Consider the following 25,416-nt stretch of genomic DNA (forward strand, 5'->3'; position numbering starts at 1 on the left):
CGGCAAGGACCACGCCGGCGGCGGGGACCAGGTCTTCTTCCAGGGCCACGCCTCCCCCGGCATGTACGCCCGGGCGTTCATGGAAGGCCGCCTCTCCGAGGAGGACCTGGACGGGTTCCGGCAGGAAAAGTCCCGCGAAGGCCACGCCCTGTCCTCCTACCCGCACCCGCGCCTGATGCCGAAGTTCTGGGAATTCCCCACCGTGTCCATGGGCATCGGACCGATGAACGCGATCTACCAGGCCCAGAACAACCGCTACCTGCACAACCGGGGCCTGAAAGACACCTCCGACCAGCAGGTCTGGGCGTTCCTGGGCGACGGCGAAATGGACGAGCCCGAATCCCGCGGCCTGCTGCAGCTGGCAGCGAACGAGAACCTGGACAACCTGAACTTCGTGATCAACTGCAACCTCCAGCGCCTGGACGGGCCGGTGCGCGGCAACGGCAAGATCATGCAGGAACTCGAAGCGTTCTTCCGCGGCGCGGGCTGGAACGTGATCAAGGTCGTCTGGGGCCGGGAATGGGATGACCTGCTCACCCGCGACACCGACGGGTCCCTGGTGAAGATCATGAACGAAACCGTTGACGGGGACTACCAGACCTACAAGGCCGAGTCCGGCGGGTTCGTCCGCGAACACTTCTTCGGCAAGACCCCGCAGACCAAGGACCTCGTCGCGGACCTCACCGATGACCAGATCTGGAACCTCAAGCGCGGCGGCCACGACTACCGCAAGGTCTACGCCGCCTACAAGGCCGCCACCGAATTCAAGGGCAAACCCACCGTCATCCTCGCCCACACCGTCAAAGGCTACGGCCTGGGCCCGCACTTCGAGGGCCGCAACGCGACCCACCAGATGAAGAAGCTCACCCTCGATGACCTGAAGAAGTTCCGCGACCACCTGCGGATCCCGGTCACCGACGAGCAGCTGGAGAAGGACTCCTACCGGCCGCCGTACTACCACCCCGGTAACGACGCCCCGGAAATCAAATACATGATGGAGCGCCGGGCGGCCCTGGGCGGATCCGTCCCGGAGCGCCGCGACACCCACGCGGAGATCGTGCTGCCGGAGGCCAAGTCCTACGAGGTGGCCAAGCGCGGTTCGGGCAAGCAGCAGGCGGCAACCACCATGGCGTTCGTCAGGCTCCTGAAGGACCTGATGCGGGACAAGAGCTTCGGCAAGCACATTGCCCCGATCATTCCGGACGAAGCCCGCACCTTTGGTATGGATGCGTTCTTCCCGACGGCGAAGATCTACAACCCCAAGGGCCAGAACTACCTGTCGGTGGACCGGGACCTGGTCCTGGCCTACAAGGAATCCCCCGCCGGGCAGCTGATCCACCCGGGCATCAACGAAGCCGGCGCCGTGGCAGCATTCACCGCCGCCGGAACCTCCTACGCCACCCACGGCGTCCCCCTGGTCCCGGTCTACGTGTTCTACTCCATGTTCGGCTTCCAGCGCACCGGCGACGCGTTCTGGGCCGCCGGGGACCAGATGACCCGCGGGTTCATCATCGGCGCCACCGCAGGACGGACCACCCTCACCGGCGAGGGCCTCCAGCACGCCGACGGACACTCACCCCTGCTGGCCTCCACCAACCCGGCCGTCCTCACCTACGACCCCGCCTACGGCTACGAAATCGGACACATCGTCCGCTCAGGCCTGGAACGGATGTACGGTGCAGATTCGACGGATAAGAACGTCATGTACTACCTCACCGTGTACAACGAACCGATCATCCAGCCCGCAGAACCCGAGAACCTCGACGTCGAAGGCGTCATCAAGGGCATCTACCTGGTCGCCCCGGCAAAGATCGACGGTCCCCGCACCCAGATCCTCGCCTCCGGCGTCTCCGTGCCTTGGGCCATCGAAGCCCAGCGCGTGCTGGCCGATGACTGGAACGTCTCCGCTGACGTCTGGTCCGTGACCTCCTGGAACGAACTGCGCCGCGACGGCCTGGCCGCCGAAGAGGAAGCCTTCCTCAACCCCGGCCAGCCCGCCCGCGTCCCGTTCGTGACCCAGCAACTCGAAGGAGCCACCGGCCCCATCGTCGCCGTCTCCGACTACATGAAGGCCGTCCCGGACCAGATCCGGCAATTCGTCCCCAACGAATTCGCCACCCTCGGCGCCGACGGCTTCGGCTTCTCCGACACCCGCGCAGCAGCCCGCCGCTTCTTCAAGAACGACACCCACTCCATCGTGGTCCGTACCCTTGAAATGCTGGCGCGCCGCGGTGAGGTGGATGTTGACGCCCCGGTGAAGGCGATTGAGAAGTACAAGCTGCTCAACGTCAACGCCGGCACCACCGGCAACGCCGGAGGCGAAGCCTAGCCTTCCGGTTGGACAGTGGAACCAGCAGCGCTGGACGACGGCGGCCCTCACCCCACAAGGTGAGGGCCGCCGTCGTGCTGTCCCCGGTGAAGCTCGCCGGGACGCACCGGCCGCTGTGACGCAGGGCAATGCGGGTTGTAGCCTTCGCACAAATGGAGCTTGCGCGGCGGTGGCCGTATGCTCAAAGAATGCCAGCACCAGCCAGCCAGTCCCCGAAGCGGAAACCATCCCCGCCGAAGGTCACGCCGGAGAAGTCCGAGACCCTCAAGCAGCTCCGCGCCAACGTAGGCCAGCTCTCCACCACCACCATGCGCAAGCTCGAGCAGTCGCTGCCCTGGTACAGCCGGCTCAGCGCTGACGAGCGCTCGGCGCTGGGGATGGTGGCGCAAAACGGCATCGCGGCGTTCGTCACCTGGTACGAGCGGCCCAGTTCGCCTTCCTGGATCCTCACCGACGTTTTTGGGACGGCCCCTACGGAGCTGACGCGTTCCATCAGCCTCCAGAAGGCGTTGCAGCTGATCAGGATCGTGGTGGAGGTGGTGGAGGACCAGGTTCCGGTCATAGCACCCGAGGCGGACCAGCCCTCCCTGCGGGAGGCTGTGCTGCGGTATTCACGGGAAGTCGCTTTCGCCGCCGCCGACGTCTACGCCCGCGCCGCGGAGTCCCGCGGCTCCTGGGACACCCGCCTCGAGGCGCTGATTGTGGATGCGATCCTTCGCGGCGAAAACACGGACGCCCTGCGGTCCAGGATTGCGGCGCTGGGCTGGAAGGCGCAGGAGCGCTTCACGGTGATGGTCGGCAATTCGCCGTCTGAGCCGAGCGCCAGCTATGTCAGCGAACTGCGGCGGATGGCCGGGCGTTACGCCGAGGATGCGCTGGTGGGCATCCAGGGCGACCGGCTGATCCTCATCCTTGGCGGGGTTCAAGACCGTGAAACGGCCTACGTGAAGTTGAGTGACATGTTCGCCCCCGGGCCTGTGGTCTATGGACCCGAGGCCAGTTCGCTGCTGGAAGCCAGTAGCTCTGCCCAGTCCGCGTTCGCGGGATTGACGGCAGCCAGGGCGTGGCCATCGGCACCGCGCCCTGTGGCCGCGGACGACCTGCTGCCGGAGCGGGTGATTTCCGGAGATGACGCAGCGCGGCGCTCACTCGTGAAGAACATCTACCGGCCGCTCCTGGCTGCCTCCAACGGCCTGGTGGAAACCCTGGGAACGTACCTGGAGCTGGGCCACTCGCTGGAGGCCACGGCCCGGGAACTCTTCGTCCACGCCAACACGGTGCGTTACCGGTTGAAGCGGGTCTGTGACGTCACAGGGTGGGACCCGCTGCTGCCGCGTGAGGCATTCGTGCTGCAGGCTGCGCTGGTGGTGGGCCGTCTTTCAGCCCCGCCTAAGGCCGCCACGGAGCGCCAGGCGTCCCGGAACCAGGCGTGAGGCATTGTAGACTTCCTACAACCTGACCCCGTGAGCTTGGTGCGGAGAAACACCGCTGGATCACACAGTAATTTGGAAAGCTGGTTACGTGCTTGCAATAGTCTGCCCTGGACAGGGCTCACAGACCCCGGGTTTTCTTGCCCCCTGGCTGGAACTTCCCTCGGTGGCAGGCCAGCTGGCCTCCCTGAGTGACATCGCAGGCATCGACCTGATAGCCCATGGCACCACCTCTGATGAGGAAACCATCAAGGACACTGCCGTGGCGCAGCCCCTGATCGTTGCTGCCGGGCTTGTCACCGCGGCCTCCCTCTTCGATGTCGAGCTTAACTCCCTCCCGGTGCTCCTTGCCGGCCATTCGGTGGGTGAGATCACTGCTGCAGCCCTGGCCGGGGTGCTGACCGAAGAGGAAGCTATGACGTTCGTCCGCGAGCGGGCCAACAGCATGGCTGCCGCGGCGGCTGTCACCCCCACCGGCATGAGCGCCGTCGTCGGCGGTGACCCCGCCGAGGTGCTGGCCGCCATTGAAGCCGCCGGCGCTGCCCCCGCCAACGTCAACGGGGCCGGCCAGACGGTCGCCGCAGGAACCTTCGAGCAGCTGAAGGCCCTTGCGGACAATCCGCCCGCCAAGGCCCGGGTCATCCCGCTCAAGGTGGCCGGCGCGTTCCACACCAGCCACATGTCGCCCGCCGTCGACGCACTGAAGGCGCTGGAGCCGCAGTTGAACCCGGTCGCCCCCAAGGTCCCGCTTCTGTCGAATTTCGACGGCGGCGAAGTCACCGACGGCGGTGCCGCCGTCGCAAGCCTGATCGCCCAGGTGTCCCGCCCGGTCCGCTGGGACCTGTGCATGGAAACGATGGTGAAGCGGGGCGTTACCGGCGTGATCGAACTCGCACCTGCCGGCACGCTGGCCGGCCTGGCCAAGCGCGGCATGCCTGGTGTCAAAACCGTTGCTGTCAAAACCCCCGATGACCTGTCCGCCGCACTGGCGCTCTTCGCAGAACTGGAGGGCAACGCATGAGCGTTCCCACGCTGAAACAGGCTCCCATCCAGGAGCACACCCGCATCCTCGGCCTCGGTGCATACCGTCCGGACGTCATTGTCACCAACGAAGACGTCTGCCAGTGGATCGATTCCTCCGACGAATGGATCCGCCAGCGCACGGGCATCGTGACCCGCCACCGGGCTGCAGCAGACGTCAGCGTGATCGATATGGCCGAGGGCGCTGCCCGGGAAGCCATGGCGAAGGCGGGCATTGAAGCCTCGGAACTCGGTGCCGTCATAGTTTCCACCGTGACCCACCCCTATGCCACTCCTTCCGCCGCGGCCAGCCTGGCCGACCGCATCGGCGCCACGCCGGCACCTGCCTTCGATATCTCCGCCGCGTGCGCCGGCTACTGCTACGGCATTGCCCAGGCCGACGCCCTGGTCCGGTCCGGCACGGCAAAGTATGTCCTCGTGGTCGGTGCGGAGAAGCTCTCCGACGTCATCGACAACCGGGAGCGCACCATTTCCTTCCTCCTTGGTGACGGCGCCGGCGCCGTCATCGTTGGCCCTTCCGACACGCCGGGCATCGCCCCGTCCGTCTGGGGCTCGGATGGCAGCAGGTGGGATGCCATCGGCATGACCCGCTCCATGCTTGACGTCCGTGACCTGGGCCTCGCCGCCCGGCAGTCGGACTCCACTGGCGACCTTGCGCTGCTCGAAGAAGCACAGGAGCTGTACCCCACCCTCCGCCAGGACGGCCAGACGGTGTTCCGCTGGGCAGTGTGGGAAATGGCGAAGGTGGCCCAGCAGGCACTCGATGCCGCCGGTATCCAGGCTGAAGACCTGGTTGCCTTCATCCCGCACCAGGCCAACATGCGCATCATCGACGAGATGGTGAAGAAGCTGAAGCTGCCCGAGACGGTTACAGTGGCACGGGACATTGCCGAGGCCGGCAACACGTCCGCTGCTTCCATCCCGCTCGCAACCCACCGGCTCCTGCAGGAGAACCCCGGACTGAGCGGCGGGCTGGCCCTGCAGATCGGTTTCGGTGCCGGACTGGTCTTCGGCGCACAGGTAGTTGTCCTTCCCTAGATACGCCCAAGGGTCGCAACCGCGGCCCGGACCGTTTCCGGCAGCCCCTGCCGGCAATACAAGAAAAGGAGCCACCAATGGCTAGCAACGAAGAGATCCTGGCCGGCTTGGCTGAAATCGTCAACGAAGAAACCGGCCTGGCCCCAGAGGCCGTCGAGCTGGACAAGTCCTTCACCGAGGACCTGGACATCGACTCCATCTCCATGATGACCATCGTGGTCAATGCCGAGGAGAAGTTCGGTGTGCGCATCCCGGACGAAGAGGTCAAGAACCTCAAGACCGTTGGCGACGCTGTCAGCTTCATCGCCGGAGCACAGGCCTAGTAAGAGGCTTCCCCCCGCCTCACGGCTTGGCAGGGCTGCCGGTCCGGACTGACCGGACCGGCAGCCCGCCGCTTTTATCCGGCACAGGACCCCGACCGGGACTGGCCGATCATCAATATGTGCGGGACCCTGCGACTGGCGCAGGCGGACTCCCCACCGACGAAAGAGTGATCCCATGACACGCAAAGTAGTCATTACCGGTCTGGGTGCCACCACGCCCATCGGCGGCGATGTACCCACGATGTGGAACAACGCCCTCAAAGGGGTCTCCGGTGCCCGCACCCTGGAGGACGACTGGGTAGCCAAGTACGAGCTCCCGGTCCACTTCGCCGCCCGCTGCAGCACGCCCGCCCTGGACGTCCTCAGCCGTGTTGAAGCCAAGCGGATGGACCCATCCACCCAGTTCGGCGTCATCGCTGCCCGCGAGGCCTGGGCCGATTCCGGCATCACCGAAGTTGACCAGGACCGCCTGGCCGTGGCCTTCGCCACCGGCATCGGTGGTGTGTGGACGCTGCTGGATGCCTGGGACACCCTGAAGGAAAAGGGCCCCCGCCGGGTCCTGCCCATGACTGTTCCCATGCTCATGCCCAACGGTGTGGCCGCGGCCGTCAGCCTGGACCTCGGTGCCCGCGCCGGCGCCCACACCCCCGTTTCGGCCTGCGCCTCCGGCACGGAAGCCATGCACCTGGGCTTGGAACTCATCCGGTCCGGCAAGGCTGACGTGGTGATGTGCGGTGGGGCCGAAGCGGCCATCCACCCCATGCCGCTGGCAGCCTTCGCCTCCATGCAGGCACTGTCCCGCCGGAACGACGACCCCCAAGGGGCCTCCCGCCCGTACGACACCGGACGTGATGGCTTTGTCATGGGTGAAGGCGCCGGTGCCCTGGTCCTCGAAGCCGAGGAGCACGCCCTGGCCCGCGGCGCCCGCATCTACGCCGAGCTCGCCGGCACGTCCGTCACGGCCGATGCCTATCACATCACCGCTCCCGACCCCGAAGGCCTCGGCGCCACCCGTGCACTGAAGGCTGCCATGTTCGATGGGCGCATCCAGGCTGAAGACGTGGTGCATGTCAATGCGCACGCCACCTCCACTCCTGTGGGCGACAAGCCGGAGTACACGGCCCTGCGTGCTGCCCTGGGCAGTCATGTGGACAACGTGGCCGTCTCCGCAACCAAGTCGCAGATGGGCCACCTCCTGGGTGCGTCCGGCGCAGTGGAAGCTGTCCTCACCGTGCTGGCCGTCCACGAGCGCAAGGCGCCGGTCACCATCAACCTTGAGAATCAGGACCCGGAAATCCCGCTCGACGTTGTCACCTCCGCCCGTGACCTGCCGGCCGGCAACATCGTAGCGCTGAGCAACTCGTTCGGTTTCGGCGGCCACAACGCCGTCGTGGCCATCCGCAGCGTCTAAGGCCTTGCCGGGGAAAGCGCCCCGGAAGCCAAAGGGAGGCCCCGCCAACTGGCGGGGCCTCCCTTTGTGCTATGGAAGTGTTGCAGTAGTCAGGTCACCGCGGGGACGGACGACGGCGGTCAGCCCACCTGGTGGAGCCAGCGCACCGGGGCGCCTTCGGCAGCATGGCGGAAGGGCTCAAGTTCCTCGTCCCAGGCTTCTCCGAGGGCGAGCGACAGTTCGTGGTACACGGCAGCGGGGTCACCCGCGCCGGACTCGTAGGCGTAACGGATCCGGTCCTCGGAGACCATGATGTTGCCGTGGACGTCCGTCACGGCATGGAAAATTCCCAGTTCGGGGGTGTGCGACCAGCGGCCGCCGTCCACGCCCTGGCTGGGTTCCTCCGTTACCTCATAGCGGAGATGCGCCCAGCCGCGGAGGCAGGACGCGAGTTTGGCTCCTGTGCCGGGGGCCCCGGCCCAGGACAGCTCGGCCCGGAACATGCCGGGCGCGGCAGGCTGCGGGGTCCACTCAAGATCCGTCCGCTTGTCCACCACAGCGCCGACCGCCCACTCAACGTGGGGGCACAGCGCCGTAGGGGCCGAGTGAACGAACAGCACACCGCGGGTCATTGCAACAGACATTCCATCCTCCATAGCTCTAGGTACGTCTTCCCCAACGACCTCTGCCTGGATGGAACTGCCGTGCCCTGCTGTGCGGCGGTGGTTCCCTGCGTGTATTCAGATGTATCACATGTAGCTGCGTCCGGACTTGCCGCGCCGCGCAAAGCTCAGCGAGCTTCAAGCGACACTTGAAAGTTGCCGGACGTGACTCTTATTGTGCCGTACCCCGTGGAATTACGCCAGTGCGATTTGCCACACCGGTCAGGCTCTTGGATGTGCCTGCTGATAGCTCTTCCGAAGGCGGTCGACCGAGACGTGGGTGTAGATCTGGGTGGTTGCCAGGCTGCTGTGGCCCAGTATCTCCTGCACTGCTCGCAGGTCCGCGCCCCCATCGAGCAGATGGGTGGCGGCCGAGTGCCGCAGGGCGTGGGGCCCGGACGCGGAGGTGTCACCCAGTGCCTCGAACAGCGTGTTGACCAGGGCACGGACCTGGCGCTGGTCAATGCGCCGGCCGCGGACTCCGAGAAAGAGAGCGGGTCCGCTGTGGTCCTTGGCCAGGGCCGGGCGCCCGCGCCGGAGCCAGTCGTCGACGGCGACGGCGGCGGGTACTCCGAACGGGACTGTGCGTTCCTTGTTGCCCTTGCCGATTACCTGCAGCGTGCGGCGGTCGGGGTCCAGGTCGTCGACGTCGAGCCCGGCCAGTTCGCCTACCCGGACGCCTGTGGCGTACAGAAGTTCCACGATGGCGCGGTTCCGCACGGCCAGCGGCTCGCCTTCGGTGGCCGACGTTTCCAGGCCGTCCAGTAGGCGCGTGAGCTGCGCCGCCTGAAGCACCCCGGGCAGGGATCCTTCGCGTTTGGGTGCCCTCAGGCGAAGGGCGGGATCAGTGTCGATGAGCTCTTCACGGAGGGCCCAGGCCGTGAACACCCTCGCTGTGGCGGACCGGCGGGCAAGGGTTGCCCGCGAGGCGCCTTCGGAGCTTTGGCGTCCCAGCCACCGGCGGAAGGTTCCCAGTTCCAGGTCCTTCAGTCCTGCCACGCCTTCCGATGCCGCGTGGCCCAGGAGGCTGAGCAGGTCGCCCAGATAGGCCCTCCTGGTGTGGGCCGAGACGGCGCGCTCCCCCGACAGGTAGCCGGCGAACGCGTCCAATGCCTTGCCAAGTTCCGCGGGCAGTTCTTCATGTTCCACTCCTCTACTTTCCCAGTTGCCTGGCCTGTACCGCTCGCGGACACGGTCAACCTTTGCCGCGTTTCCACCCTCCCCGCTCGGACACGGCCAGCCCCAGCAACCCGAGCCTGCCAAGTCCCGCCCGCACTGATTCCTGTCCCAGGCCAGCCACGGCGGAGAGCTTTTCCACGGAGGTGGTGGAGCGAAGCGGCAGTGCGTCCAGCAGGATCAAGTCCTCCAGGGTCAGGCCGTCCTGGACCGCCGCTTCAGTGGCCCGTTGGTCAGGCAGTGCCGTTCCGCTGGGCGAGGCCAGTTCAGCCACCTCCGCCGCATCGGTAACGCAGACCGCTCCTCCGTCCCGGAGAAGACGATGGCAGCCGGCAGAGTTGGCGCTGTGGACCGATCCGGGAACGGCACCCACCGCTCGGCCCAGCGTCTCAGCGTGGTGGGCCGTATTGAGTGCCCCCGAACGCCAGCGCGCCTCCACCACCACTGTCACCGCGGAGAGGGCAGCAATCAGGCGGTTCCGCTGCAGGAAGCGGTAGCGGGTTGGGGCTGAGCCCGGTGGCACCTCTGCCAGGACGGCTCCCTGGTTGGCCACGGCGCGCAGCAGGTCCTCATTGCCTGAAGGATAGAACCTGTCCACTCCCCCGGCCATGACGGCGATGGTGGGGACAGCCGTGGATGCGCCCGCCAGGGCTGCCCGGTGAGCATGGGCGTCGATACCGTAGGCCCCGCCGGAGACAACCGTGAAGCCCCGCTGTGCCAGCGAGTAGGCGAAGTCTCCCGTTACCGCGGCTCCGTAGCTGGTGCTGTCCCGGGACCCCACCAGGGCGATGCACTTCTCCACCGCGGGCAGCGGCTGCTCCTGTCCCCGCCACCAAAGGCAAATAGGCTCTTGGATGCCCAGGTCCGCGAGCTGTGCCGGCCACAGGTCGTCGCCGGGAATGATCAGGCGGCCGCCGAGCCGGGCCATGGTGGCAAGGTCGCGTTCGGGCGCGAGGTCCGGGATCCGGGGCTGCCAGCGCTTCAGGGCGGCGGACAGTCCCGCCCAGCCTCCCGCAGCCCCACTGTCGGCCAGCAGCGCGGCGATGCCCCGCTCCAGGTCCGGCCCGGCCGCCACCTGGCCGGTGGCGATGCGCAGGGCGTCGGTCGCCCCTGCAATCTGGACGAGGGCAAGGCCGGCCGCGTCCTGTGGTTCCATCAGCCGTGAGAGGGCAGCCCGCGCCAGCCGTTCCGGATTCATGCCCCGCGCCTTGTCCACGACCCGCTCCTTCTCCACCAGCAGTTCCTTTGGTTCGTTGCGTTCCTGGAGGTTTGTCATGCCGCTGCCGCCGCAGCCTGCCGCAGGCCCAATGCCTGTCCAATGTCGTTGGTGTCCGGCGTGTCCCGGCACCCCAGGTCCGCCAGGGTCCAAGCCAGCCGAAGGACGCGGTCGTACCCGCGGGCGGTCAGGATGCCGCGTTCCAGGGACTGGTCCAGGATCCGGGTGGCGGCCGGCGCGAGCCTCAACTCACCGCGCAGGATGCGTCCCGGCACCTGCGAGTTCGTCTCAAGGCCGAAGCACTGAAGGCGATCCTCCTGCCGGGCGCGCGCGTCCCGCACCCGGTCCGCCACGGAAGCAGTGTCCTCTTCGGCCCCGGCCTGGCCGAAGTCAGCCAGGGAAACCCGCTCCACCTGCAACTGGATGTCCACCCGGTCCAGCAGGGGGCCTGACATCCTGGCGAGGTACCGGCGGCGCATCATCGGAGTGCAGGTGCAGTCAAGTCCTTTGCCGGAGGCTTTGCCGCACGGGCAGGGGTTGGCTGCAAGCACCAGCTGAAAGCGGGCCGGGTAGGCTGCAGTCCCGGCCGAGCGGTGTATCACGAGTTCCCCGCTCTCCAGTGGCTGGCGCAGCGCGTCCAGGACGCGGCGTTCGTATTCCGGCGCCTCGTCAAGGAAGAGCACGCCCCGGTGGGCGCGGGAGGCCGCTCCCGGCCTGGGCAGGCCGGAACCGCCGCCGATGATGGCGGCGGCTGTGGCTGAGTGGTGCGGGTTTTCAAAGGGCGGCCGGCGCAGGAGCTGCACAGTGGACGACGGCAGCCCACACAGCGAATGGATCGCCGTGACCTCCATGGACTCGTGGTCGCCAAGGTCGGGCAAGAGACCGGGCAGGCGTTCGGCCAGCATGGTCTTGCCGGCTCCCGGCGGCCCGGTGAGCAGCAGATGGTGGGCGCCCGCGGCGGCCACCTCGAGGGCCCTGCGGGCGTCGCCCTGGCCGGAGACATCTGCCATGTCAGGACACGGGCCGGGAAGGGCGGAACACTCGCCGGATTCATCCGCGCCGTCAGGTTCGAAGTCCAGGGCGAGTTCCTGCGGATCCGCCCCGAAGTCGAGGGCCAGCCTGGCAAGCGTGCGGTATCCACGCACGGTGGCGCCGGGGACGAGGGAGGCCTCGGCGAGATTGGCCTGGGCCACCACCACCTCAGGGTAGCCGGCCTGCACGGACGCCATGACGGCAGGCAGGATTCCCCGCACGGGCCGAAGCCTGCCGTCAAGCCCCAGCTCCGCGATGAAGACGGTGCGCCCCGTGGGTTTGATGTCGTTCGCGGCCCGGAGTGCGGCCATGGTGACGGCGAGATCGAAGCCGGAGCCGCGCTTGGGCAGCGAGGCGGGAATGAGGTTGGCAGTGATCTTCCGGCGGCTGAGCGGGATCCCGGAGTTCTTTGCCGCTGAGCGGATCCGCTCCTTTGCTTCATTGAGGGAAGCATCCGGCAGCCCGAGGATGATGAAAGCCGGGAGCGTCTGGCCGATGTCGGCCTCGACCTCAACCATGTAGCCGTTCAGCCCGACGAGGGCGACAGAGTACGTCCGGCCCAGTGCCATCACCCCACCCCCTTGAGGTGTTCCACCAGGGGTTCCCCGCCGCCGTCGTCCACGACGGCGACCACATCCACGCGGCGCAGCGGCATCCGCAGCTCGCGGTCGCGGCACCACGCGGCGCCCAACCGGTGCAGCCGCGCCAGTTTTTCCGGGCCCACCGCCTCAAACGGGTGGCCGTAATCCAGGGAGCGGCGGGTTTTGACTTCAGCGATGACCAGCGCATCACCGTCCAGGGCAACGATGTCGATCTCGCCTTCCGCGCACCTCCAGTTGCGCTCCACCACCAGCATGCCCAGCGCTTCAAGATAGCCCGCGGCGAGGTCTTCGCCGCGCCTGCCCAACACGTCTTTCGATTTCATTTCTACCTCCGCAACCAGCCTGGCGGCGGAGGCAGGCGGAGCAACAGAAGGCCCCTGTCCTATGTGGACAGGGGCCGGTGTGGAGGGGAAGTGGGGCTTTCCGGGGTTCCTAGTTCCCCAGGTCCACGTCCTTGGGCAATGCCAGCTCCTCGTTGCGCGGCAGCTCCTCGACGTTGACGTCCTTGAAAGTCAGGACCCGGACGCTCTTGACGAAGCGGGCGGAACGGTAAACATCCCAGACCCAGGCGTCCTGGAGGGTCAGGTCGAAGTAGACCTCGCCGTCGGCGCTGCGGGCCTGGAGGTCCACGTGGTTGGCCAGGTAGAAGCGCCGCTCGGTCTCGACAACGTAGCTGAACAGGCCGACGACGTCGCGGTATTCACGGTAGAGCTGAAGCTCCATGTCGGTTTCATAGTTCTCAAGATCCTCAGCACTCATGCTTCCATCTTGCACCATGTCCGGCACGGCTGGCGCCGGGCGGCCGGAGTCAGTCTTCGACCAGCCCGTCCCGATCGGGAACCGCTGTGCCCTGCAGTTCCCCGCCGAGCAGGCGCCAGCTGACCCGGTGGTAGGGGGTGGGCCCGGCAGCGCGGAGCACGTCACGATGGGCCGCGGTGGCGTACCCCTTGTTGATGTCCCAGCCGTAGTCCGGATACTCGGTGTGCAGTTCGCGCATCATCCGGTCCCGCTCCACTTTGGCGATGACGCTTGCGGCGGCGACGCTGAGGCACTGCATGTCGGCCTTGACCTTGGTGTGGACCGGGGCCTCGCACGCAGCCTCCAGTACGGGCTGGTCGAACAGGGACAGCTGCTCCGCCGGGGAAAGCCAGTTGTGGCTTCCATCCAGCAGGACGGCTTCCGGAAGAACGCCTGCCGCGAGGATGCTGCCCCAGGCCCGTGTTCCGGCCAGCCGCAGGGCAGCAATGATGCCGACCGAATCGATTTCGCCTGCAGTGGCGTGTCCTACCGCGGATGCCACGCTCCAGCGCCGCACCAGTGGATCCAGCCGTTCCCGCTCGGCAGGGCTCAGGAGTTTGCTGTCCCGTACGCCTGCCAGCGGCTTCTGCCGCTCCAGGTCCACGACGGCGATTCCTACGCTTACGGGTCCGGCCAGCGCGCCGCGGCCCACCTCATCGACGCCGGCCAGGAACCGTATCCCCTGGGCCTTGAAGGTACGCTCATGCCGCAGCGTCGGTGCCTTGGCTCCGCGCGCAGCAGGCTTGACGGCGGGACGGGCTGTGGCGGCCGGGGAAGCCTGCAGTGCGGAGGACATGGTCAGCGGGCCGCCGGAACGTTCTTGAAGACGTCCGGGTAGTTGTCCAGTGTCTTGACCCGGTTCAGCGGCCAGGCAATGACGGCGGCCTTGCCTTCGAGGTCCTTGAGGTCGACGAATCCGCCGTCGGTCTCCATGTGCGCGCGGGAATCGGCAGAGTGGTTCCGGTTATCACCCATCACCCACACCTTGCCCTCCGGGACGGTGACGTCAAAGTTGCGGACCTGCGGCACTTCGGCGGGGTTGATGTACGTCTCGTCGACGGCGGTCCCATTAATGGTCAGTTTACCGCCCGCGTCACAGCAGACCACGTGGTCGCCCGGCAGTCCGATGACCCGCTTGACCAGGTGCTGCTCTGAATTGTCCGGCAGGAGGCCAACGAACGTCAGGCCGTCCTGGACCCAGGTGAATGGACCCTCTACCTTGGCCGGGGCCGGCGGCAGCCAGCCCTTGGTGTCGCGGAACACCACGACGTCGCCGCGGCTCAGCGCGAAGGGCTCGGGCACCAGGAGGTTGACGAAGATCCGGTCATCCACGTCCAGGGTGTTCACCATGGATTCGGACGGAATGAAGAAGGCCCGGAACAGGAAGGTCTTGATGAGGAACGACAGCACCACGGCGATGACCACCACGGTGGCAATCTCCTTCAGCCATCCCAGCAAGGGATTGCCGGCGGGCTTGCCGGCGCCCTTGGAGGCCTGCCGGCTCCGCCTGCGGGCCGGCGCTTCCACTTCATCGGGCGCGGTGGACGCTGGAACGGCCGGTGTCTCTGGAGCGCCGTCGTGGCGCGGTTCAGGTTTCCGCGCGTGGTTCTCGGGCATTTACCGTCCGTTCTGTGTTATTGGCGCCGGTGCGGGCCGTGCTACTGGGGCAAATCTATCAAGCGGCCAGAGGATCTGGACCGGCCTGCCGATGACCCGGTCCAGCGGTACGAGTCCACCGCCCGGGGCGCCGAGAAGGCTCCGTGAATCGGCCGAGACGGACCGGTGGTCCCCCATCAGCCACAGCCTGCCCTCGGGAACCACCGTGTTGAACTTCTGCGTACTCGGCGCATCCCCAGGGAAGACGTAGGGCTCATCCAGGGCACTCCCGTTGACGGTGACGGTCCCGCCGGCATCGCAGCAGACCACTGTGTCCCCGGGGAGGCCGATTACCCGCTTCACGTAGGTTGTGTCGCTGCCGGCCAGCCCAAGCCATTGCATCGCGGACGCGGCGCCGTCCACCAGGGGGCCCTTGCCGCTGCCCAGGGGAGCAAAGCTGCCGCGCCCGTCGAAGACTACTACGTCGCCGTGCCGGATGGGGTCGGCCCGGAAGTCGGTCCGCGAGACCAGGATGCGGTCGCCGCCTTCGAGGAGCGGCTCCATCGACTCCGAGGGAATGAAGTAGACATCAAGCCACAGGGAACGCACCAGCCCGCTGATGGCGACGGCAAGGAGCAGGGCGAGAAAGACAAAACGCCAGCCCATTTTGCGGGGCTGGCGTTTTGTCTGGTGCATGGTCCGTATCCTGGCGCTGGTGCATTGCTCCGGCGCTTGCCGGCTACGGCCGCGCTCCAACCTGGCGGTAACTCCGGTAAGGACTTACTTGGCGGAGCTGAAGTCGCGCTTTTCCTTGATCTTGGCAGCCTTGCCGCGCAGTGCACGCATGTAGTACAGCTTGGCGCGGCGGACGTCACCCTTGGTGACAACCTCGATCTTTTCGATGATCGGGGAGTGCACCGGGAAGGTACGCTCCACGCCGACGCCGAAGGAGACCTTGCGGACGGTGAAGGTTTCGCGCACGCCGTCGCCCTGGCGGCCAAGGACGAAGCCCTGGAAGACCTGGACACGGGTGTTCTTGCCTTCGATGATGTTCACGTGCACCTTGAGGGTGTCACCCGCGCGGAATTCGGGAACATCGCTGCGCAGCGAGGCTGCGTCGAGGGAATCGAGAATATGCATGATTGCACTCCTGGTGAACGCCACAGGTCATTCACTTTGGGTCACGGCAGGCAAGTCCGCCCGCTCAAAAGCAGGCAGGGCATCGCCACCGAAGTAAAGTGTCCGGCCGTTTCAAGGGTTGATGGGGCCGGTTGTCCGGCTGTTGGCCGCGCTACCCCCTGTGGCAGGTGCGGACCCAGCAGACACAAAGCTTAATTTTGCCACAGCGGCAGGGTTACGCCAATTCCGCCGGCGCTAGTCCTGCGGTTCGGCTTCCGCCCCAGGCCGGCGGGCAAGCCTGCCATCCACGACGTCGTAGCCCAGGTTGTGCAGTTCGGTGCGGTCGGCACGCGGGAGGCTGCCGGCGTCGAAACCTTGCAGCAGGTCCGGACGGCGCTCCGCGGTCCGCCGGTACTGTTCGTGGCGGCGCCACTGCGCGATCTTCCCGTGGTTGCCGCTGAGGAGCACCGGGGGCACTTCGCGGTCCCGCCACACGGAGGGTTTGGTGTAGACCGGGTACTCCAGGAGTCCATCGGAGTGGGATTCCTCCACCAGCGACTCGGGGTTGCCCACCACCCCGGGCAGCAGGCGGCCGATGGCCTCCACCATGGCCAGGACGGCCACTTCCCCGCCGTTGAGGACGTAGTCCCCAAGGCTGACGGGCAGGACCGTGAAGTGCTCCTGCGCCCATTCGATGACCCTCTCATCGATGCCTTCGTACCGTCCGCACGCAAACGCGAGGTGCTGCTCCTCGGCCAGTTCATAGGCGAGGGCCTGGGTGAACCGCTCGCCTGCCGGTGAGGGGACGATCAGCACGGGCCTGCGGTCCGGGTCCGGGCGCCCTTCAGCAACCGCCGACAGGGCCTGGGCCCAGGGTTCGGGCTTCATGACCATGCCCGCGCCGCCGCCGTAAGGCGTGTCATCGACGGAGCGGTGCTTGTCCGTGGTGAAGCTGCGCAGGTCGTGGACGTGCAGGTCCAGGATGCCGTCCTGGCGGGCCTTGCCGATCAGTGAGAGTTCAAGCGGGGCGAGGTATTCGGGGAAGATGCTGACGACGTCGATCCGCACCTAGTCCCTGCCTTCGGCTTCCGGGGCGGCGGCTTCGTCGGAGTTGATGTCGAAGAGGCCGTCAGGCGGGGTGAGGAGGATGAAGCCTTCCTCGATATTCACTTCGGGGACGATCTGCTCCACGAACGGGATGAGGATCTCGTCGCCGCCCGGGGTGGTGACCACCAGCAGGTCCTGGACCGGCATCGTGTTCAGCGCACTCACCTTGCCCACCACCTGCGACCCGACCCGGGCTTCCAGGCCGACCAATTCGTGCTCGTACCAGCCCTCGTCGTCGTCCTCGTCCAGCTCTTCGGTTTCAACGAAGAGCCTGGCTCCGCGGAGGGTCTCGGCCTGGTTCCGGTCCACCACTTCCTCGAACCCGAGCAGCAGGATGTCCTTGTTCCAGCGCGCGCTGCTCACGGTCAGTGGACCGGACGCGGCAGGTTCCACCACGAACTCCGTTCCGGGGACAAACCTGTCCTCCGGGGCGTCGGTCAGCACCTGGACGGTGACTTCCCCGCGAATGCCGTGCGGCTTGCCAATCCGTGCCACCTGAAGCTGCATCTGTTCCTCTGTTCCGGGTTGTGGTGTTTCTTACTGAAGCACTCTGCTGTGAAAGAACTCCGGCCCCTCCACCTGGTGGTGGAGGGGCCGGAGCAAAAACTGAATGTTGCCGAGCGCTCAGCGGCGGCGGTCGGTATCGACGACGTCGACCCGTACCGGTTCGCCGCCGGCCAGTGCTGCCACCACGGTGCGCAGTGCGCGTGCCGTGCGGCCCTGGCGGCCGATCACCCGTCCGAGGTCGTCTTGGTGAACGCGCACCTCGAGGGTGTCCCCGCGGCGGTTGCTCTTGGAACTGACCTTGACGTCATCCGGGGAATCAACGATTCCCCGGACCAGGTGCTCCAGCGCTTCTGCCAGCAATCTACTCAGCCTCGGTGGTCTCAGCTTCGGCGTCGGCCGGGGCCTCGGCAGCGTCAGACTTGGAAGCCTTCTTGGTGATGGCTTCCGGGATGATGACCGAGCCCTTCTCCGGAGCAACGAAAGCTTCCTTCGCGACCTTGGTCTTGAGGGTGCCTTCCTGGCCCGGCAGGCCCTTGAACTTCTGCCAGTCACCGGTGATCTTCAGGATCGCGGCAACCTGCTCGGACGGCTGGGCGCCGACGGAGAGCCAGTACTGGGCACGCTCGGAGTTGACCTCGATGAACGAGGGCTCTTCGGTGGGGTGGTACTTGCCGATTTCCTCGATGGCGCGGCCATCACGCTTGGTGCGTGAGTCCGCAACGACGATGCGGTAGTACGGGGCGCGCATCTTGCCGAAGCGCTTAAGGCGAATCTTTACGGCCACTTTTGTGGTCACTCCTGTTTCAGAAAAGGGGTGAACCCGGCGTTCTGCACCCGTGGGGCGGGCCATACTTGCGGGCTCGAAGGACAGGATCCGGACGCGGAGAGAGGGGCCACGCAGATCGAGTACCTGTTCATTGTGCCAGATCAGCGCTGTTATTTCGACTTGGCGGGTCAGGCTGACCAGACGTACAGTCCGGTCCGCTCCGAATCGTCGACTCCGGCGGCAAGCTCCGCCAGCTGCTGCACGTAGGTCCGCGCCTGGGCGGCGCCAAACGGCATGTCCTCCTGGCCCGCCCACTGTTCCGAAACGTCGTCAAGGACGTTGCCCTCACCTTCGGTTTCGTAGGTGAGCAGGTCCGCGAGGGCACGGACCATGGCCGGCGGAACGGCAAGGAGGGAATCGCTGGCGACGTCCACCAGGGTCAGCTCATAGTCGGCTCCGCCGGCGTGAACGGCCGTCCCCGCCAGGTCGCCGAGCTGCTCCACTTCAAAGTCGCTGATTCCCTCGATCCGCACTGCCTGGCCGGCAGGTGCGCCTTCCGCGGAGGAGCTGCTTCCTTCATCAAGGATGCCGGCGCGTTTCAGCGCGGCGTCATGGGTGGCGACAAAGATCTCGGTGAAGCCCATTGCTGGTGCCCTTCTTCCGTTGGCGGAGCTGCGCGCCGGGCGCCGCCCGGCCGTACGGAATCAGCCTAGTAGTTGCACGCCTCCCGGCGCACGCCTGAACGGCTTGCCGCGGAGCGCCGCAGGACGCGGCACCAATCAGCGGACGGCCACGCGGATCCGGTTGCGCCACGGATCCTCGAACCGAAGCTCCGAACCGGTGTGGTGGGCAGGCACCCCGGCAACCCTGAGGCGGTCCGTCAGCGCCCCGACGTCGTCCCCGGAAGGAACCTCGATGAGCACCTCGCCCAGCCCAAGGGTGTCCTTGCGCGGGCCCGCGCCGCGGCTGTTCCAGACGTTCATGGCCATGTGGTGGTGGTAGCGGCCTGCGGAGACGAACAGCGCCTGCCCGTGCCAACCCGCGGTCTTTTCGAACCCGAGTGTCCCCACGTAGAAGTCGCGGGCGGTCTGCACGTCGCCAACCTGGAGGTGGACGTGGCCCACGCCGGCCGCCGTCTGCCGCTGGCCTTCCAGGGACTCCTCGGTGAGGTACTGCTCAAGGTAGCGCTGCGGCGGGAGCGCCAGGCTGTCCATGACCACGTCGGTCCCATTCCAGGACCAGTTGCTGCGGGGGCGGTCCCAGTACAGCTCGATGCCGTTGCCCTCGGGGTCGGTGAAGTAGAAGGCTTCGCTCACCAGGTGGTCGGCGCTGCCCGTGAAGGCCCGGGGCTCGTACTGGGCAGCAGTGGCGACGGTGGCGGCCAGGGAGGCCTGGTCCTCAAAGAGCAGCGCGGTGTGGAACAGGCCCGCTTCTCCCCTGCCGGGAAGGTGCAGCCCGGGGGCCGGGGCAAGGTGGACCAACGGCCTGCCGAGCCTGCCGAGGTAGAGCCCGCCGTCCTGCTCGGCCACCACCTCGAGGCCCAGCGCACGCTGGTAGTAGTCGGTCATGACCTTCATGTCGCCCACCTTGAGCATCACGGTGCCCATGGCGAGTTCGGCAGGAAGAAGATCCTGGCTGCTGGCTGATGCGGTCATTGAAGGCTCCTTGCATTGGCGGCCGTCCCATTGGCGGCCTGTCACCTATTAAAATTACTTGAAGGTTCAATTTATTCCAAGTCCCCGCGAACCGTTCGTCAGCGAATGATCCGCCCGCCCAGCACCACGTGCTCCAGCGCCGCAATGGTCTTCGGCACTGCCCGCGGGTCTTCCCGGCATACCACGACGTCGGCGCGCGCCCCCTCCTCCAGTCCGTCCGCTCCCAGCCACGCGCGGGCTGCCCAGCAGGCGGCATCCAGGGCCGACTCCATGGGCAGGCCCGCGCTGTGCAGGGCGAGGATTTCGTCTGCGATCCTGCCATGCGGGATCACGCTGCCGGCGTCGGTGCCGGCGAAGATGCGCACACCCGCGGCGTGTGCTTCCGCCACCCGTTCCAGCCTGCGTTCCCACAGGGCCCGCATGTGGGCGGCATAGCGCGGGAACTTGGGGTCGGCCTGCGCTGCAATGTCGGGGAAGGTGGCGATGTTGACGAGGGTGGGCACGATCGGAACCCCTTGTTCGGCGAACCGGGGCAGGTGGCGGGGCAGGAGCCCCGTGGCATGCTCGACGCAGTCAATGCCGGCGTCCAGCACCTGGTCCAGGGTGTCTTCGGCGAAGCAGTGCGCCGTCACCCGGGCACCTTCGTCATGGGCCGCCTGGACAGCGTCACGTACGACGGCGGCAGGAAACGACGGCGCCAGGTCACCGGCGCTTCGGTCAATCCAGTCCCCCACCAGCTTGACCCAGCCGTCGCCGGCGCGCGCCTGCTTGCGGACGGCCTCCACGAGGCCCTCCGGCTCCACCTCCTCTGCGAAGCCCCGCAGGTAACGCCGCGTCCGGGCGATATGGCGCCCGGCCCGGATCAACACCGGAAAGTCCCTGCCGCCCTGCATCCAGCGGGTATCTGCCGGCGAACCGGCATCGCGGACCAGCAGGGTTCCGGCGTTGAGGTCCGCCAGTGCCTGGTCCCTGGCGGCTGGAGGTTCGACAGGGCCTGCGGGGCCCAGCCCGATGTGGCAATGGGCGTCCGCGAAGCCCGGCAGCACCCAGCCGTCGAGCACCCGGTTGGGGGGAGCGGCCGGCTTGTTGAACGTGAGCCTGCCGTCAACGGACCAGAGCCCGCGCCGTACCCGGTCCGGTGCGGCCAGGACGGGGCCGCGGAAGTGGATGATGCCTGTCATAGGGCTCCTTTCGATGCCCGGTCAGGCTAGCACCGCGTTTATGACAAGGCCGCTCCAGGAGCCTGTGGTAGCTTCGTTCCTGACCACACGGGTGCCCTTGCAGGGGCTGAGATCGGGCTGACGCGGCCTGCGACCGTTGAACCTGTCCGGGTAATGCCGGCGAAGGAAGTGAGTATTCCCTTGAGTACGCAAAACACCCAGTTGAACCCTGCCCTCCTGCCGTCCGCCGGGGAGCCGGGCGGCCCGTCCGAACCGCAGGTGACCCAATCCCTGAAGTCCCATTCGCTCGCCTACCTCGCGGACGAAACATCCGGAATCCGGGTACCTGTGACGGAAATTGCCCTTGAATCGTCCCCCAACGGCCAGCCAAACGCCCCCTTCCGGACCTACCGGACCGCGGGCCCCGGCAGCGACCCCGTCCGCGGCCTGCAGCCTTTCCGGGCGCGGTGGATCGCGGAGCGGGAAGACACCGAGGCCTACGGCGGCAGGGAGCGCAACCTGCTCGACGACGGCCGCTCAGCCGTGCGCCGCGGCGCCGCCTCCGCGGAGTGGAAGGGCGGGCAGCCGGTGCCCCGCCGCGCCGTCGACGGCCGGACGGTGACGCAGATGCACTATGCCCGCCAGGGAATCATTACGCAGGAAATGCGCTTCGTGGCGCTGCGCGAAAACTGCGACGTAGAACTGGTCCGCAGCGAGGTGGCGGCCGGCAGGGCCATCATCCCGAACAACATCAACCACCCCGAATCCGAGCCGATGATCATCGGCAAGGCCTTCCTGGTAAAAATCAACGCGAACATCGGCAACTCTGCCGTGACGAGCTCCATCGCGGAGGAGGTGGACAAGCTGCAGTGGGCCACGCAGTGGGGCGCCGACACCGTCATGGACCTGTCCACCGGCGACGACATCCACACCACACGGGAGTGGATCATCCGCAACTCCCCCGTCCCCATCGGGACCGTGCCCATTTACCAGGCCCTGGAAAAGGTCAACGGCGAGGCCAACGCCCTTACCTGGGAAATCTTCCGGGACACCGTTATTGAACAGTGCGAGCAGGGCGTGGACTATATGACCATCCACGCGGGCGTGCTGCTCCGATATGTCCCGCTCACCGCCAACCGGGTGACCGGCATTGTCTCGCGCGGCGGCTCCATCATGGCGGGCTGGTGCCTGGCCCACCACCAGGAGAACTTCCTGTACACGCACTTCGATGAGCTGTGTGAAATCTTCGCCAATTACGACGTCGCCTTCTCCCTGGGTGACGGCCTCCGCCCCGGCTCCACCGCGGACGCCAACGACGCCGCCCAGTTCGCGGAGCTGGACACGCTCGCCGAGCTGACGCAGCGTGCCTGGGAGTACGACGTGCAGGTGATGGTGGAGGGCCCCGGCCACGTTCCGTTCCACCTGGTCCGCGAGAACGTTGAACGGCAGCAGGAGCTGTGCAAGGGTGCGCCGTTCTACACCCTGGGCCCGTTGGTGACCGATATCGCCCCCGGCTATGACCACATCACCTCGGCAATCGGGGCAACGGAAATCGCCCGCTACGGCACCGCCATGCTCTGCTACGTCACCCCCAAGGAACACCTGGGCCTGCCCAACAAGGACGACGTGAAGACCGGCGTGATCACCTACAAGATCGCCGCGCACGCCGCCGACCTCGCCAAGGGCCACCCGGGGGCGCACGAACGCGATGACGCCCTGTCCAAGGCGCGGTTCGAATTCCGCTGGCGGGACCAGTTCGCGCTGTCCCTGGACCCGGTGACGGCTGAGGCGTTCCACGACGAAACCCTTCCCGCAGAACCGGCCAAGACGGCGCACTTCTGCTCCATGTGCGGGCCGAAGTTCTGCTCCATGCGGATCAGCCAGGACATCCGGGATGAGTACGGGTCCGCGGAGGCGCAGGCAGCGCTGGCCGGGGTGGCATCGGGGATGCGGGAAAAGAGCGAGGAGTTCCTGGCGGCCGGCGGCAGGGTATACCTGCCGGAGCTGCGGGTTCCCGCGGAAGGCTAGGACGCCCGGGCGGACTGGCTCCGGCTGACCCCGCTGATGAACTGCCGGATGGCACGGTCCCCGTCCGGCGAGTCATGGGGCCGGTGCCCGCCCGCGGCAACGCGGTGCAGGGCGCCGGTCTCCCGGAGGTATCCGGCAATTTCCTCGTACAGCGGTTCCCACCCGCCGGTGAGGACCAGCGTGGGAACCCCCGGGACGATGTGCAGGGGAGCTTCCCAGGACGGTGCCTGGAGGCGCAGCCTGCGGGCAGACCGCTTCTCCTCCGTGGTGGCCGGCTGCTGGAGGTCGGTTGCATAGACACGCCGGACGAACTCGCGCTGGAAGTCGTCGTCGCTGAGCTGGTGGCGGACATCGAAGAGGGGCTGCATCAGGCTGATGTGCGCCGCCGTGGCTGGCAGCTCCGCCGTCAGGGAGAGGCAGGCAGGTTCCACGAGCGTCAACGAAAAGACCAGGTCCGGACGTTCGACGGCGGCCATCATGGCCGCGACGGCCCCTTGGGAGTGTGCCACCACGTGTCCCCCGGCAGCGCCTCGTCCGTCGTCGGCCAGCGACCGCAGGATGATCGCGGTGTCTTCCGCGAACGATGACTCCAGCGGCTCCGCGGCGGCGTCGTAACCGTGGCGGCGGAGGAACAGTGCGTCATAGGACAGTGCCATGCCGTGCTGGCGGGGCCATGCGGCGGCGCCGAAAGTTCCGGCGCCGTGCACGAACACTACCCTTTGCTTGAACATGTCCCAACCCTATTCCACGGCGCCGACATCCCAACGAAGAAGCGCCAGGTGTCGCCTTGGGCAATCGAGACGGACACCCGGCGCTGCCTGTTGTCGGAAGCGTTACTTACCCAGGAACTTGTCGAAGCCCTTGGGCAGGTTCAGCTGGGACGGATCGAAGTCGCCGTCCTGCTGGCCGAAGGCTGCGCCGGTGGGCAGCGCTTTGGCAGCGTTGGCGCGGCGGGCCTCCGCCTCCTTGCGCTCCTGGGCTGCCTTGGCCGGGTTGCCGGATTTTGGCTTTTTCTTGGGCGCGTTCTTGGCGTTCTTCCGCGCACCGCCGCCGGCTCCGGGGAGGCCGGGCATCCCGGGCATTCCCGGCATGCCGCCCTGGGCCATTTTCTTCATCATCTTCTGGGCCTGGGCGAAACGCTCCAGCAGGCCGTTGACCTCGGACACGTGGACGCCGGAGCCACGGGCGATGCGGGCACGCCGCGAGCCGTTGATGATCTTGGGCGCCAGGCGCTCGTGCGGGGTCATGGACCGGACGATCGCCTCGACGCGGTCGATCTCCCGCTCGTCGAACTGTTCCAGCTGCTGCCGGATGTTCTGCGCGCCCGGCATCATCATGAGCATCTTTTTCATGGAGCCCATGTTGCGGATCTGCTGCATCTGGGCCAGGAAGTCTTCGAGGGTGAAGTCTTCCTGGTCGGCGAACTTCTTCGCCATCCGGGCAGCTTCATCCTTGTCCCAGGCCTTTTCGGCCTGTTCGATGAGCGTGAGGATGTCGCCCATGTCCAGGATGCGCGAGGCCATCCGGTCAGGGTGGAAGAGTTCGAAGTCGTCCAGGCCTTCGCCCGTGGACGCGAACATGACCGGCTTGCCGGTGACCGACGCGACCGACAGCGCGGCACCGCCGCGGGCGTCGCCGTCGAGCTTGGACAGCACGATGCCGGTGAAGTTCACGCCTTCATCGAACGCGAGCGCCGTGTTGACGGCGTCCTGGCCGATCATCGAGTCGATCACGAACAGCACTTCGTTCGGGACAATGGCGCGGCGGATCTGGCGGGCCTGCTCCATCATGCCGGCGTCCACGCCAAGGCGGCCGGCGGTGTCGACGATCACGACGTCGTGCAGCTTCTGGCGTGCTTCCTCCACACCGGCGCGCGCGACGGCGACCGGGTCACCGGCGGGCTGGTCCAGCTCCGTGGACGTGGCTCCCGGATGCGGGGCGAAGACCGGCACGTTGGCGCGCTGGCCCACCACCTGGAGCTGCGTGACCGCGTTGGGGCGCTGGAGGTCGCAGGCCACCAGCATGGGGCTGTGGCCCTGGGCCTTCAGCCACTTGGACAGCTTGCCGGCCAGGGTGGTCTTGCCCGCGCCCTGGAGGCCCGCAAGCATGATGACGGTGGGGCCGTTCTTAGCCAGCCGGATGCGCCGGGTTTCACCGCCGAGGATCTCCACGAGTTCCTCGTTGACGATCTTGACGATCTGCTGGCTGGGGTTCAGCGCGCCTGAGACTTCGGCGCCCAGTGCGCGTTCGCGGACGCGCCCAGTGAATTCGCGGACCACCGGAACGGCGACGTCAGCGTCCAAAAGGGCACGGCGGATCTCGCGGACGGTGGCATCAACATCGGCCTCCGTAAGGCGGCCCTTGCCGCGGAGATTCTTGAAGGTTGCTGTCAACCGGTCAGAGAGTGAATTGAACACGCGCCGTGAACTTCTTTCAGGAGA

The 25,416-nt window shown here is 66.9% G+C and carries 26 protein-coding genes and 1 riboswitch; of the genes, 7 read left to right on the top strand and 19 right to left on the bottom strand.

Translation table 11 applies throughout. The annotated features are described in order from the left end of the window. The 6 genes from aceE to fabF all read left to right on the top strand — a co-directional run. A partial coding sequence (aceE, locus tag ACR65J_RS12070; protein ID WP_440169113.1) for a pyruvate dehydrogenase (acetyl-transferring), homodimeric type occupies positions 1-2,329 on the top strand: 2,329 nt, incomplete at its 5' end. A gap of 188 nt (positions 2,330-2,517) precedes the next feature. After that, the gene (locus ACR65J_RS12075) at positions 2,518-3,762 is read left to right on the top strand and encodes a PucR family transcriptional regulator (RefSeq protein ID WP_440169116.1); all 1,245 of its coding nucleotides are present in this window, start codon (positions 2,518-2,520) and stop codon (positions 3,760-3,762) included. 88 nt (positions 3,763-3,850) lie between these two features. Continuing rightward, positions 3,851-4,780, top strand: coding sequence for an ACP S-malonyltransferase (locus ACR65J_RS12080; RefSeq protein WP_440169119.1), 930 nt, complete (start codon positions 3,851-3,853; stop codon positions 4,778-4,780). Then, positions 4,777-5,838, top strand: coding sequence for a beta-ketoacyl-ACP synthase III (locus tag ACR65J_RS12085; protein WP_440169123.1), 1,062 nt, complete (start codon positions 4,777-4,779; stop codon positions 5,836-5,838). The genes ACR65J_RS12080 and ACR65J_RS12085 overlap by 4 nt, the downstream gene beginning before the upstream one ends. 77 nt (positions 5,839-5,915) lie before the next feature. Continuing rightward, positions 5,916-6,161 (top strand): acyl carrier protein, encoded by a 246-nt coding sequence (locus tag ACR65J_RS12090; protein ID WP_009359314.1) that lies wholly within the window; start codon positions 5,916-5,918, stop codon positions 6,159-6,161. Between the two features lie 175 nt (positions 6,162-6,336). Then, complete coding sequence (fabF, locus tag ACR65J_RS12095) at positions 6,337-7,572, top strand: beta-ketoacyl-ACP synthase II (RefSeq protein WP_440169126.1); 1,236 nt, start codon at positions 6,337-6,339, stop codon at positions 7,570-7,572. A gap of 119 nt (positions 7,573-7,691) precedes the next feature. Here the strand turns inward: fabF and ACR65J_RS12100 are convergent, their stop codons facing one another. The 17 genes from ACR65J_RS12100 to ACR65J_RS12180 all read right to left on the bottom strand — a co-directional run bounded on the left by ACR65J_RS12100 (position 7,692) and on the right by ACR65J_RS12180 (position 20,968). After that, positions 7,692-8,195, bottom strand: coding sequence for a DUF3145 domain-containing protein (locus tag ACR65J_RS12100; protein ID WP_440169128.1), 504 nt, complete (start codon positions 8,193-8,195; stop codon positions 7,692-7,694). Positions 8,196-8,435: 240 nt separating this feature from the next. Then, positions 8,436-9,362: a tyrosine recombinase XerC gene (locus ACR65J_RS12105; RefSeq protein WP_440169131.1), complete on the bottom strand. Its 927-nt coding sequence runs from the start codon at positions 9,360-9,362 to the stop codon at positions 8,436-8,438. Between the two features lie 46 nt (positions 9,363-9,408). Beyond that, positions 9,409-10,587, bottom strand: coding sequence for a DNA-processing protein DprA (dprA, locus tag ACR65J_RS12110; protein ID WP_440169584.1), 1,179 nt, complete (start codon positions 10,585-10,587; stop codon positions 9,409-9,411). A 74-nt stretch (positions 10,588-10,661) separates the two neighbouring features. After that, positions 10,662-12,206 (bottom strand): YifB family Mg chelatase-like AAA ATPase, encoded by a 1,545-nt coding sequence (locus ACR65J_RS12115; RefSeq protein WP_440169134.1) that lies wholly within the window; start codon positions 12,204-12,206, stop codon positions 10,662-10,664. Further along, positions 12,206-12,562, bottom strand: a complete 357-nt coding sequence (locus ACR65J_RS12120; protein WP_440169136.1) for a YraN family protein — start codon at positions 12,560-12,562, stop codon at positions 12,206-12,208. Before ACR65J_RS12120 ends, ACR65J_RS12115 begins: the two co-directional genes overlap by 1 nt. Before the next feature lie 109 nt (positions 12,563-12,671). Beyond that, on the bottom strand, positions 12,672-12,998 hold the full coding sequence (locus ACR65J_RS12125) for a DUF2469 domain-containing protein (protein ID WP_056335405.1): 327 nt from the start codon (positions 12,996-12,998) through the stop codon (positions 12,672-12,674). Positions 12,999-13,047: 49 nt separating this feature from the next. Continuing rightward, positions 13,048-13,833, bottom strand: coding sequence for a ribonuclease HII (gene rnhB / locus ACR65J_RS12130; protein WP_440169139.1), 786 nt, complete (start codon positions 13,831-13,833; stop codon positions 13,048-13,050). A gap of 2 nt (positions 13,834-13,835) precedes the next feature. Beyond that, entirely contained in the window at positions 13,836-14,654 is an 819-nt protein-coding gene (gene lepB, locus ACR65J_RS12135; protein WP_440169141.1) for a signal peptidase I, read from the bottom strand. Then, a complete protein-coding gene (gene lepB, locus ACR65J_RS12140; RefSeq protein WP_440169144.1) occupies positions 14,655-15,329 on the bottom strand; it encodes a signal peptidase I in 675 nt (224 codons plus the stop codon). Positions 15,330-15,413: 84 nt separating this feature from the next. Next, positions 15,414-15,773 (bottom strand): 50S ribosomal protein L19, encoded by a 360-nt coding sequence (gene rplS, locus ACR65J_RS12145; RefSeq protein ID WP_440169146.1) that lies wholly within the window; start codon positions 15,771-15,773, stop codon positions 15,414-15,416. 234 nt (positions 15,774-16,007) lie between these two features. Next, positions 16,008-16,820 carry a tRNA (guanosine(37)-N1)-methyltransferase TrmD gene (gene trmD, locus ACR65J_RS12150; protein WP_440169148.1) on the bottom strand — a complete coding sequence of 271 codons (813 nt, stop codon included), beginning with the start codon at positions 16,818-16,820 and terminating at the stop codon, positions 16,008-16,010. After that, positions 16,821-17,366, bottom strand: coding sequence for a ribosome maturation factor RimM (gene rimM / locus ACR65J_RS12155; RefSeq protein ID WP_440169152.1), 546 nt, complete (start codon positions 17,364-17,366; stop codon positions 16,821-16,823). Between the two features lie 117 nt (positions 17,367-17,483). Beyond that, the gene (locus tag ACR65J_RS12160; protein ID WP_013601399.1) at positions 17,484-17,726 is read right to left on the bottom strand and encodes an RNA-binding protein; all 243 of its coding nucleotides are present in this window, start codon (positions 17,724-17,726) and stop codon (positions 17,484-17,486) included. 1 nt (position 17,727) lies between these two features. After that, the gene (rpsP, locus tag ACR65J_RS12165) at positions 17,728-18,150 is read right to left on the bottom strand and encodes a 30S ribosomal protein S16 (protein ID WP_018768286.1); all 423 of its coding nucleotides are present in this window, start codon (positions 18,148-18,150) and stop codon (positions 17,728-17,730) included. 170 nt (positions 18,151-18,320) lie between these two features. Then, positions 18,321-18,776 carry a hypothetical protein gene (locus ACR65J_RS12170; protein ID WP_440169156.1) on the bottom strand — a complete coding sequence of 152 codons (456 nt, stop codon included), beginning with the start codon at positions 18,774-18,776 and terminating at the stop codon, positions 18,321-18,323. A gap of 135 nt (positions 18,777-18,911) precedes the next feature. Then, entirely contained in the window at positions 18,912-19,787 is an 876-nt protein-coding gene (locus ACR65J_RS12175) for a VOC family protein (protein ID WP_440169159.1), read from the bottom strand. A 98-nt stretch (positions 19,788-19,885) separates the two neighbouring features. Further along, positions 19,886-20,968 (bottom strand): amidohydrolase family protein, encoded by a 1,083-nt coding sequence (locus ACR65J_RS12180; protein ID WP_440169161.1) that lies wholly within the window; start codon positions 20,966-20,968, stop codon positions 19,886-19,888. A 77-nt stretch (positions 20,969-21,045) separates the two neighbouring features. After that, a riboswitch (TPP riboswitch) is annotated at positions 21,046-21,153 on the top strand. Here ACR65J_RS12180 and thiC point away from each other — a divergent pair. Further along, a complete protein-coding gene (gene thiC, locus ACR65J_RS12185) occupies positions 21,149-22,975 on the top strand; it encodes a phosphomethylpyrimidine synthase ThiC (RefSeq protein ID WP_440169164.1) in 1,827 nt (608 codons plus the stop codon). It overlaps the preceding riboswitch by 5 nt. On the opposite strand, the gene ACR65J_RS12190 is transcribed toward thiC, so the two are convergent. Further along, the gene (locus ACR65J_RS12190; protein ID WP_440169166.1) at positions 22,972-23,706 is read right to left on the bottom strand and encodes an alpha/beta fold hydrolase; all 735 of its coding nucleotides are present in this window, start codon (positions 23,704-23,706) and stop codon (positions 22,972-22,974) included. The genes thiC and ACR65J_RS12190 overlap by 4 nt on opposite strands. A gap of 102 nt (positions 23,707-23,808) precedes the next feature. After that, entirely contained in the window at positions 23,809-25,392 is a 1,584-nt protein-coding gene (gene ffh / locus ACR65J_RS12195) for a signal recognition particle protein (protein ID WP_440169168.1), read from the bottom strand. Between the last annotated feature and the right edge of the window lie 24 nt (positions 25,393-25,416).

The sequence above is a fragment of the Arthrobacter sp. SAFR-044 genome, assembly GCF_059414985.1.

Coding starts and splice junctions, on each gene's coding strand:
- ACR65J_RS12075 (WP_440169116.1), top strand. CDS start 2,518: ATGCCAGCACCAGCCAGCCAGTCCCCGAAGCGGAAACCATCCCCGCCG.
- ACR65J_RS12085 (WP_440169123.1), top strand. CDS start 4,777: ATGAGCGTTCCCACGCTGAAACAGGCTCCCATCCAGGAGCACACCCGC.
- ACR65J_RS12090 (WP_009359314.1), top strand. CDS start 5,916: ATGGCTAGCAACGAAGAGATCCTGGCCGGCTTGGCTGAAATCGTCAAC.
- fabF (WP_440169126.1), top strand. CDS start 6,337: ATGACACGCAAAGTAGTCATTACCGGTCTGGGTGCCACCACGCCCATC.
- ACR65J_RS12100 (WP_440169128.1), bottom strand. CDS start 8,195: ATGTCTGTTGCAATGACCCGCGGTGTGCTGTTCGTTCACTCGGCCCCT.
- dprA (WP_440169584.1), bottom strand. CDS start 10,587: ATGAATCCGGAACGGCTGGCGCGGGCTGCCCTCTCACGGCTGATGGAA.
- ACR65J_RS12115 (WP_440169134.1), bottom strand. CDS start 12,206: ATGGCACTGGGCCGGACGTACTCTGTCGCCCTCGTCGGGCTGAACGGC.
- ACR65J_RS12120 (WP_440169136.1), bottom strand. CDS start 12,562: ATGAAATCGAAAGACGTGTTGGGCAGGCGCGGCGAAGACCTCGCCGCG.
- ACR65J_RS12125 (WP_056335405.1), bottom strand. CDS start 12,998: ATGAGTGCTGAGGATCTTGAGAACTATGAAACCGACATGGAGCTTCAG.
- rnhB (WP_440169139.1), bottom strand. CDS start 13,833: ATGTCCTCCGCACTGCAGGCTTCCCCGGCCGCCACAGCCCGTCCCGCC.
- lepB (WP_440169141.1), bottom strand. CDS start 14,654: ATGCCCGAGAACCACGCGCGGAAACCTGAACCGCGCCACGACGGCGCT.
- lepB (WP_440169144.1), bottom strand. CDS start 15,329: ATGCACCAGACAAAACGCCAGCCCCGCAAAATGGGCTGGCGTTTTGTC.
- rplS (WP_440169146.1), bottom strand. CDS start 15,773: ATGCATATTCTCGATTCCCTCGACGCAGCCTCGCTGCGCAGCGATGTT.
- rimM (WP_440169152.1), bottom strand. CDS start 17,366: ATGCAGCTTCAGGTGGCACGGATTGGCAAGCCGCACGGCATTCGCGGG.
- ACR65J_RS12170 (WP_440169156.1), bottom strand. CDS start 18,776: ATGGGCTTCACCGAGATCTTTGTCGCCACCCATGACGCCGCGCTGAAA.
- ACR65J_RS12175 (WP_440169159.1), bottom strand. CDS start 19,787: ATGACCGCATCAGCCAGCAGCCAGGATCTTCTTCCTGCCGAACTCGCC.
- ACR65J_RS12180 (WP_440169161.1), bottom strand. CDS start 20,968: ATGACAGGCATCATCCACTTCCGCGGCCCCGTCCTGGCCGCACCGGAC.
- ACR65J_RS12190 (WP_440169166.1), bottom strand. CDS start 23,706: ATGTTCAAGCAAAGGGTAGTGTTCGTGCACGGCGCCGGAACTTTCGGC.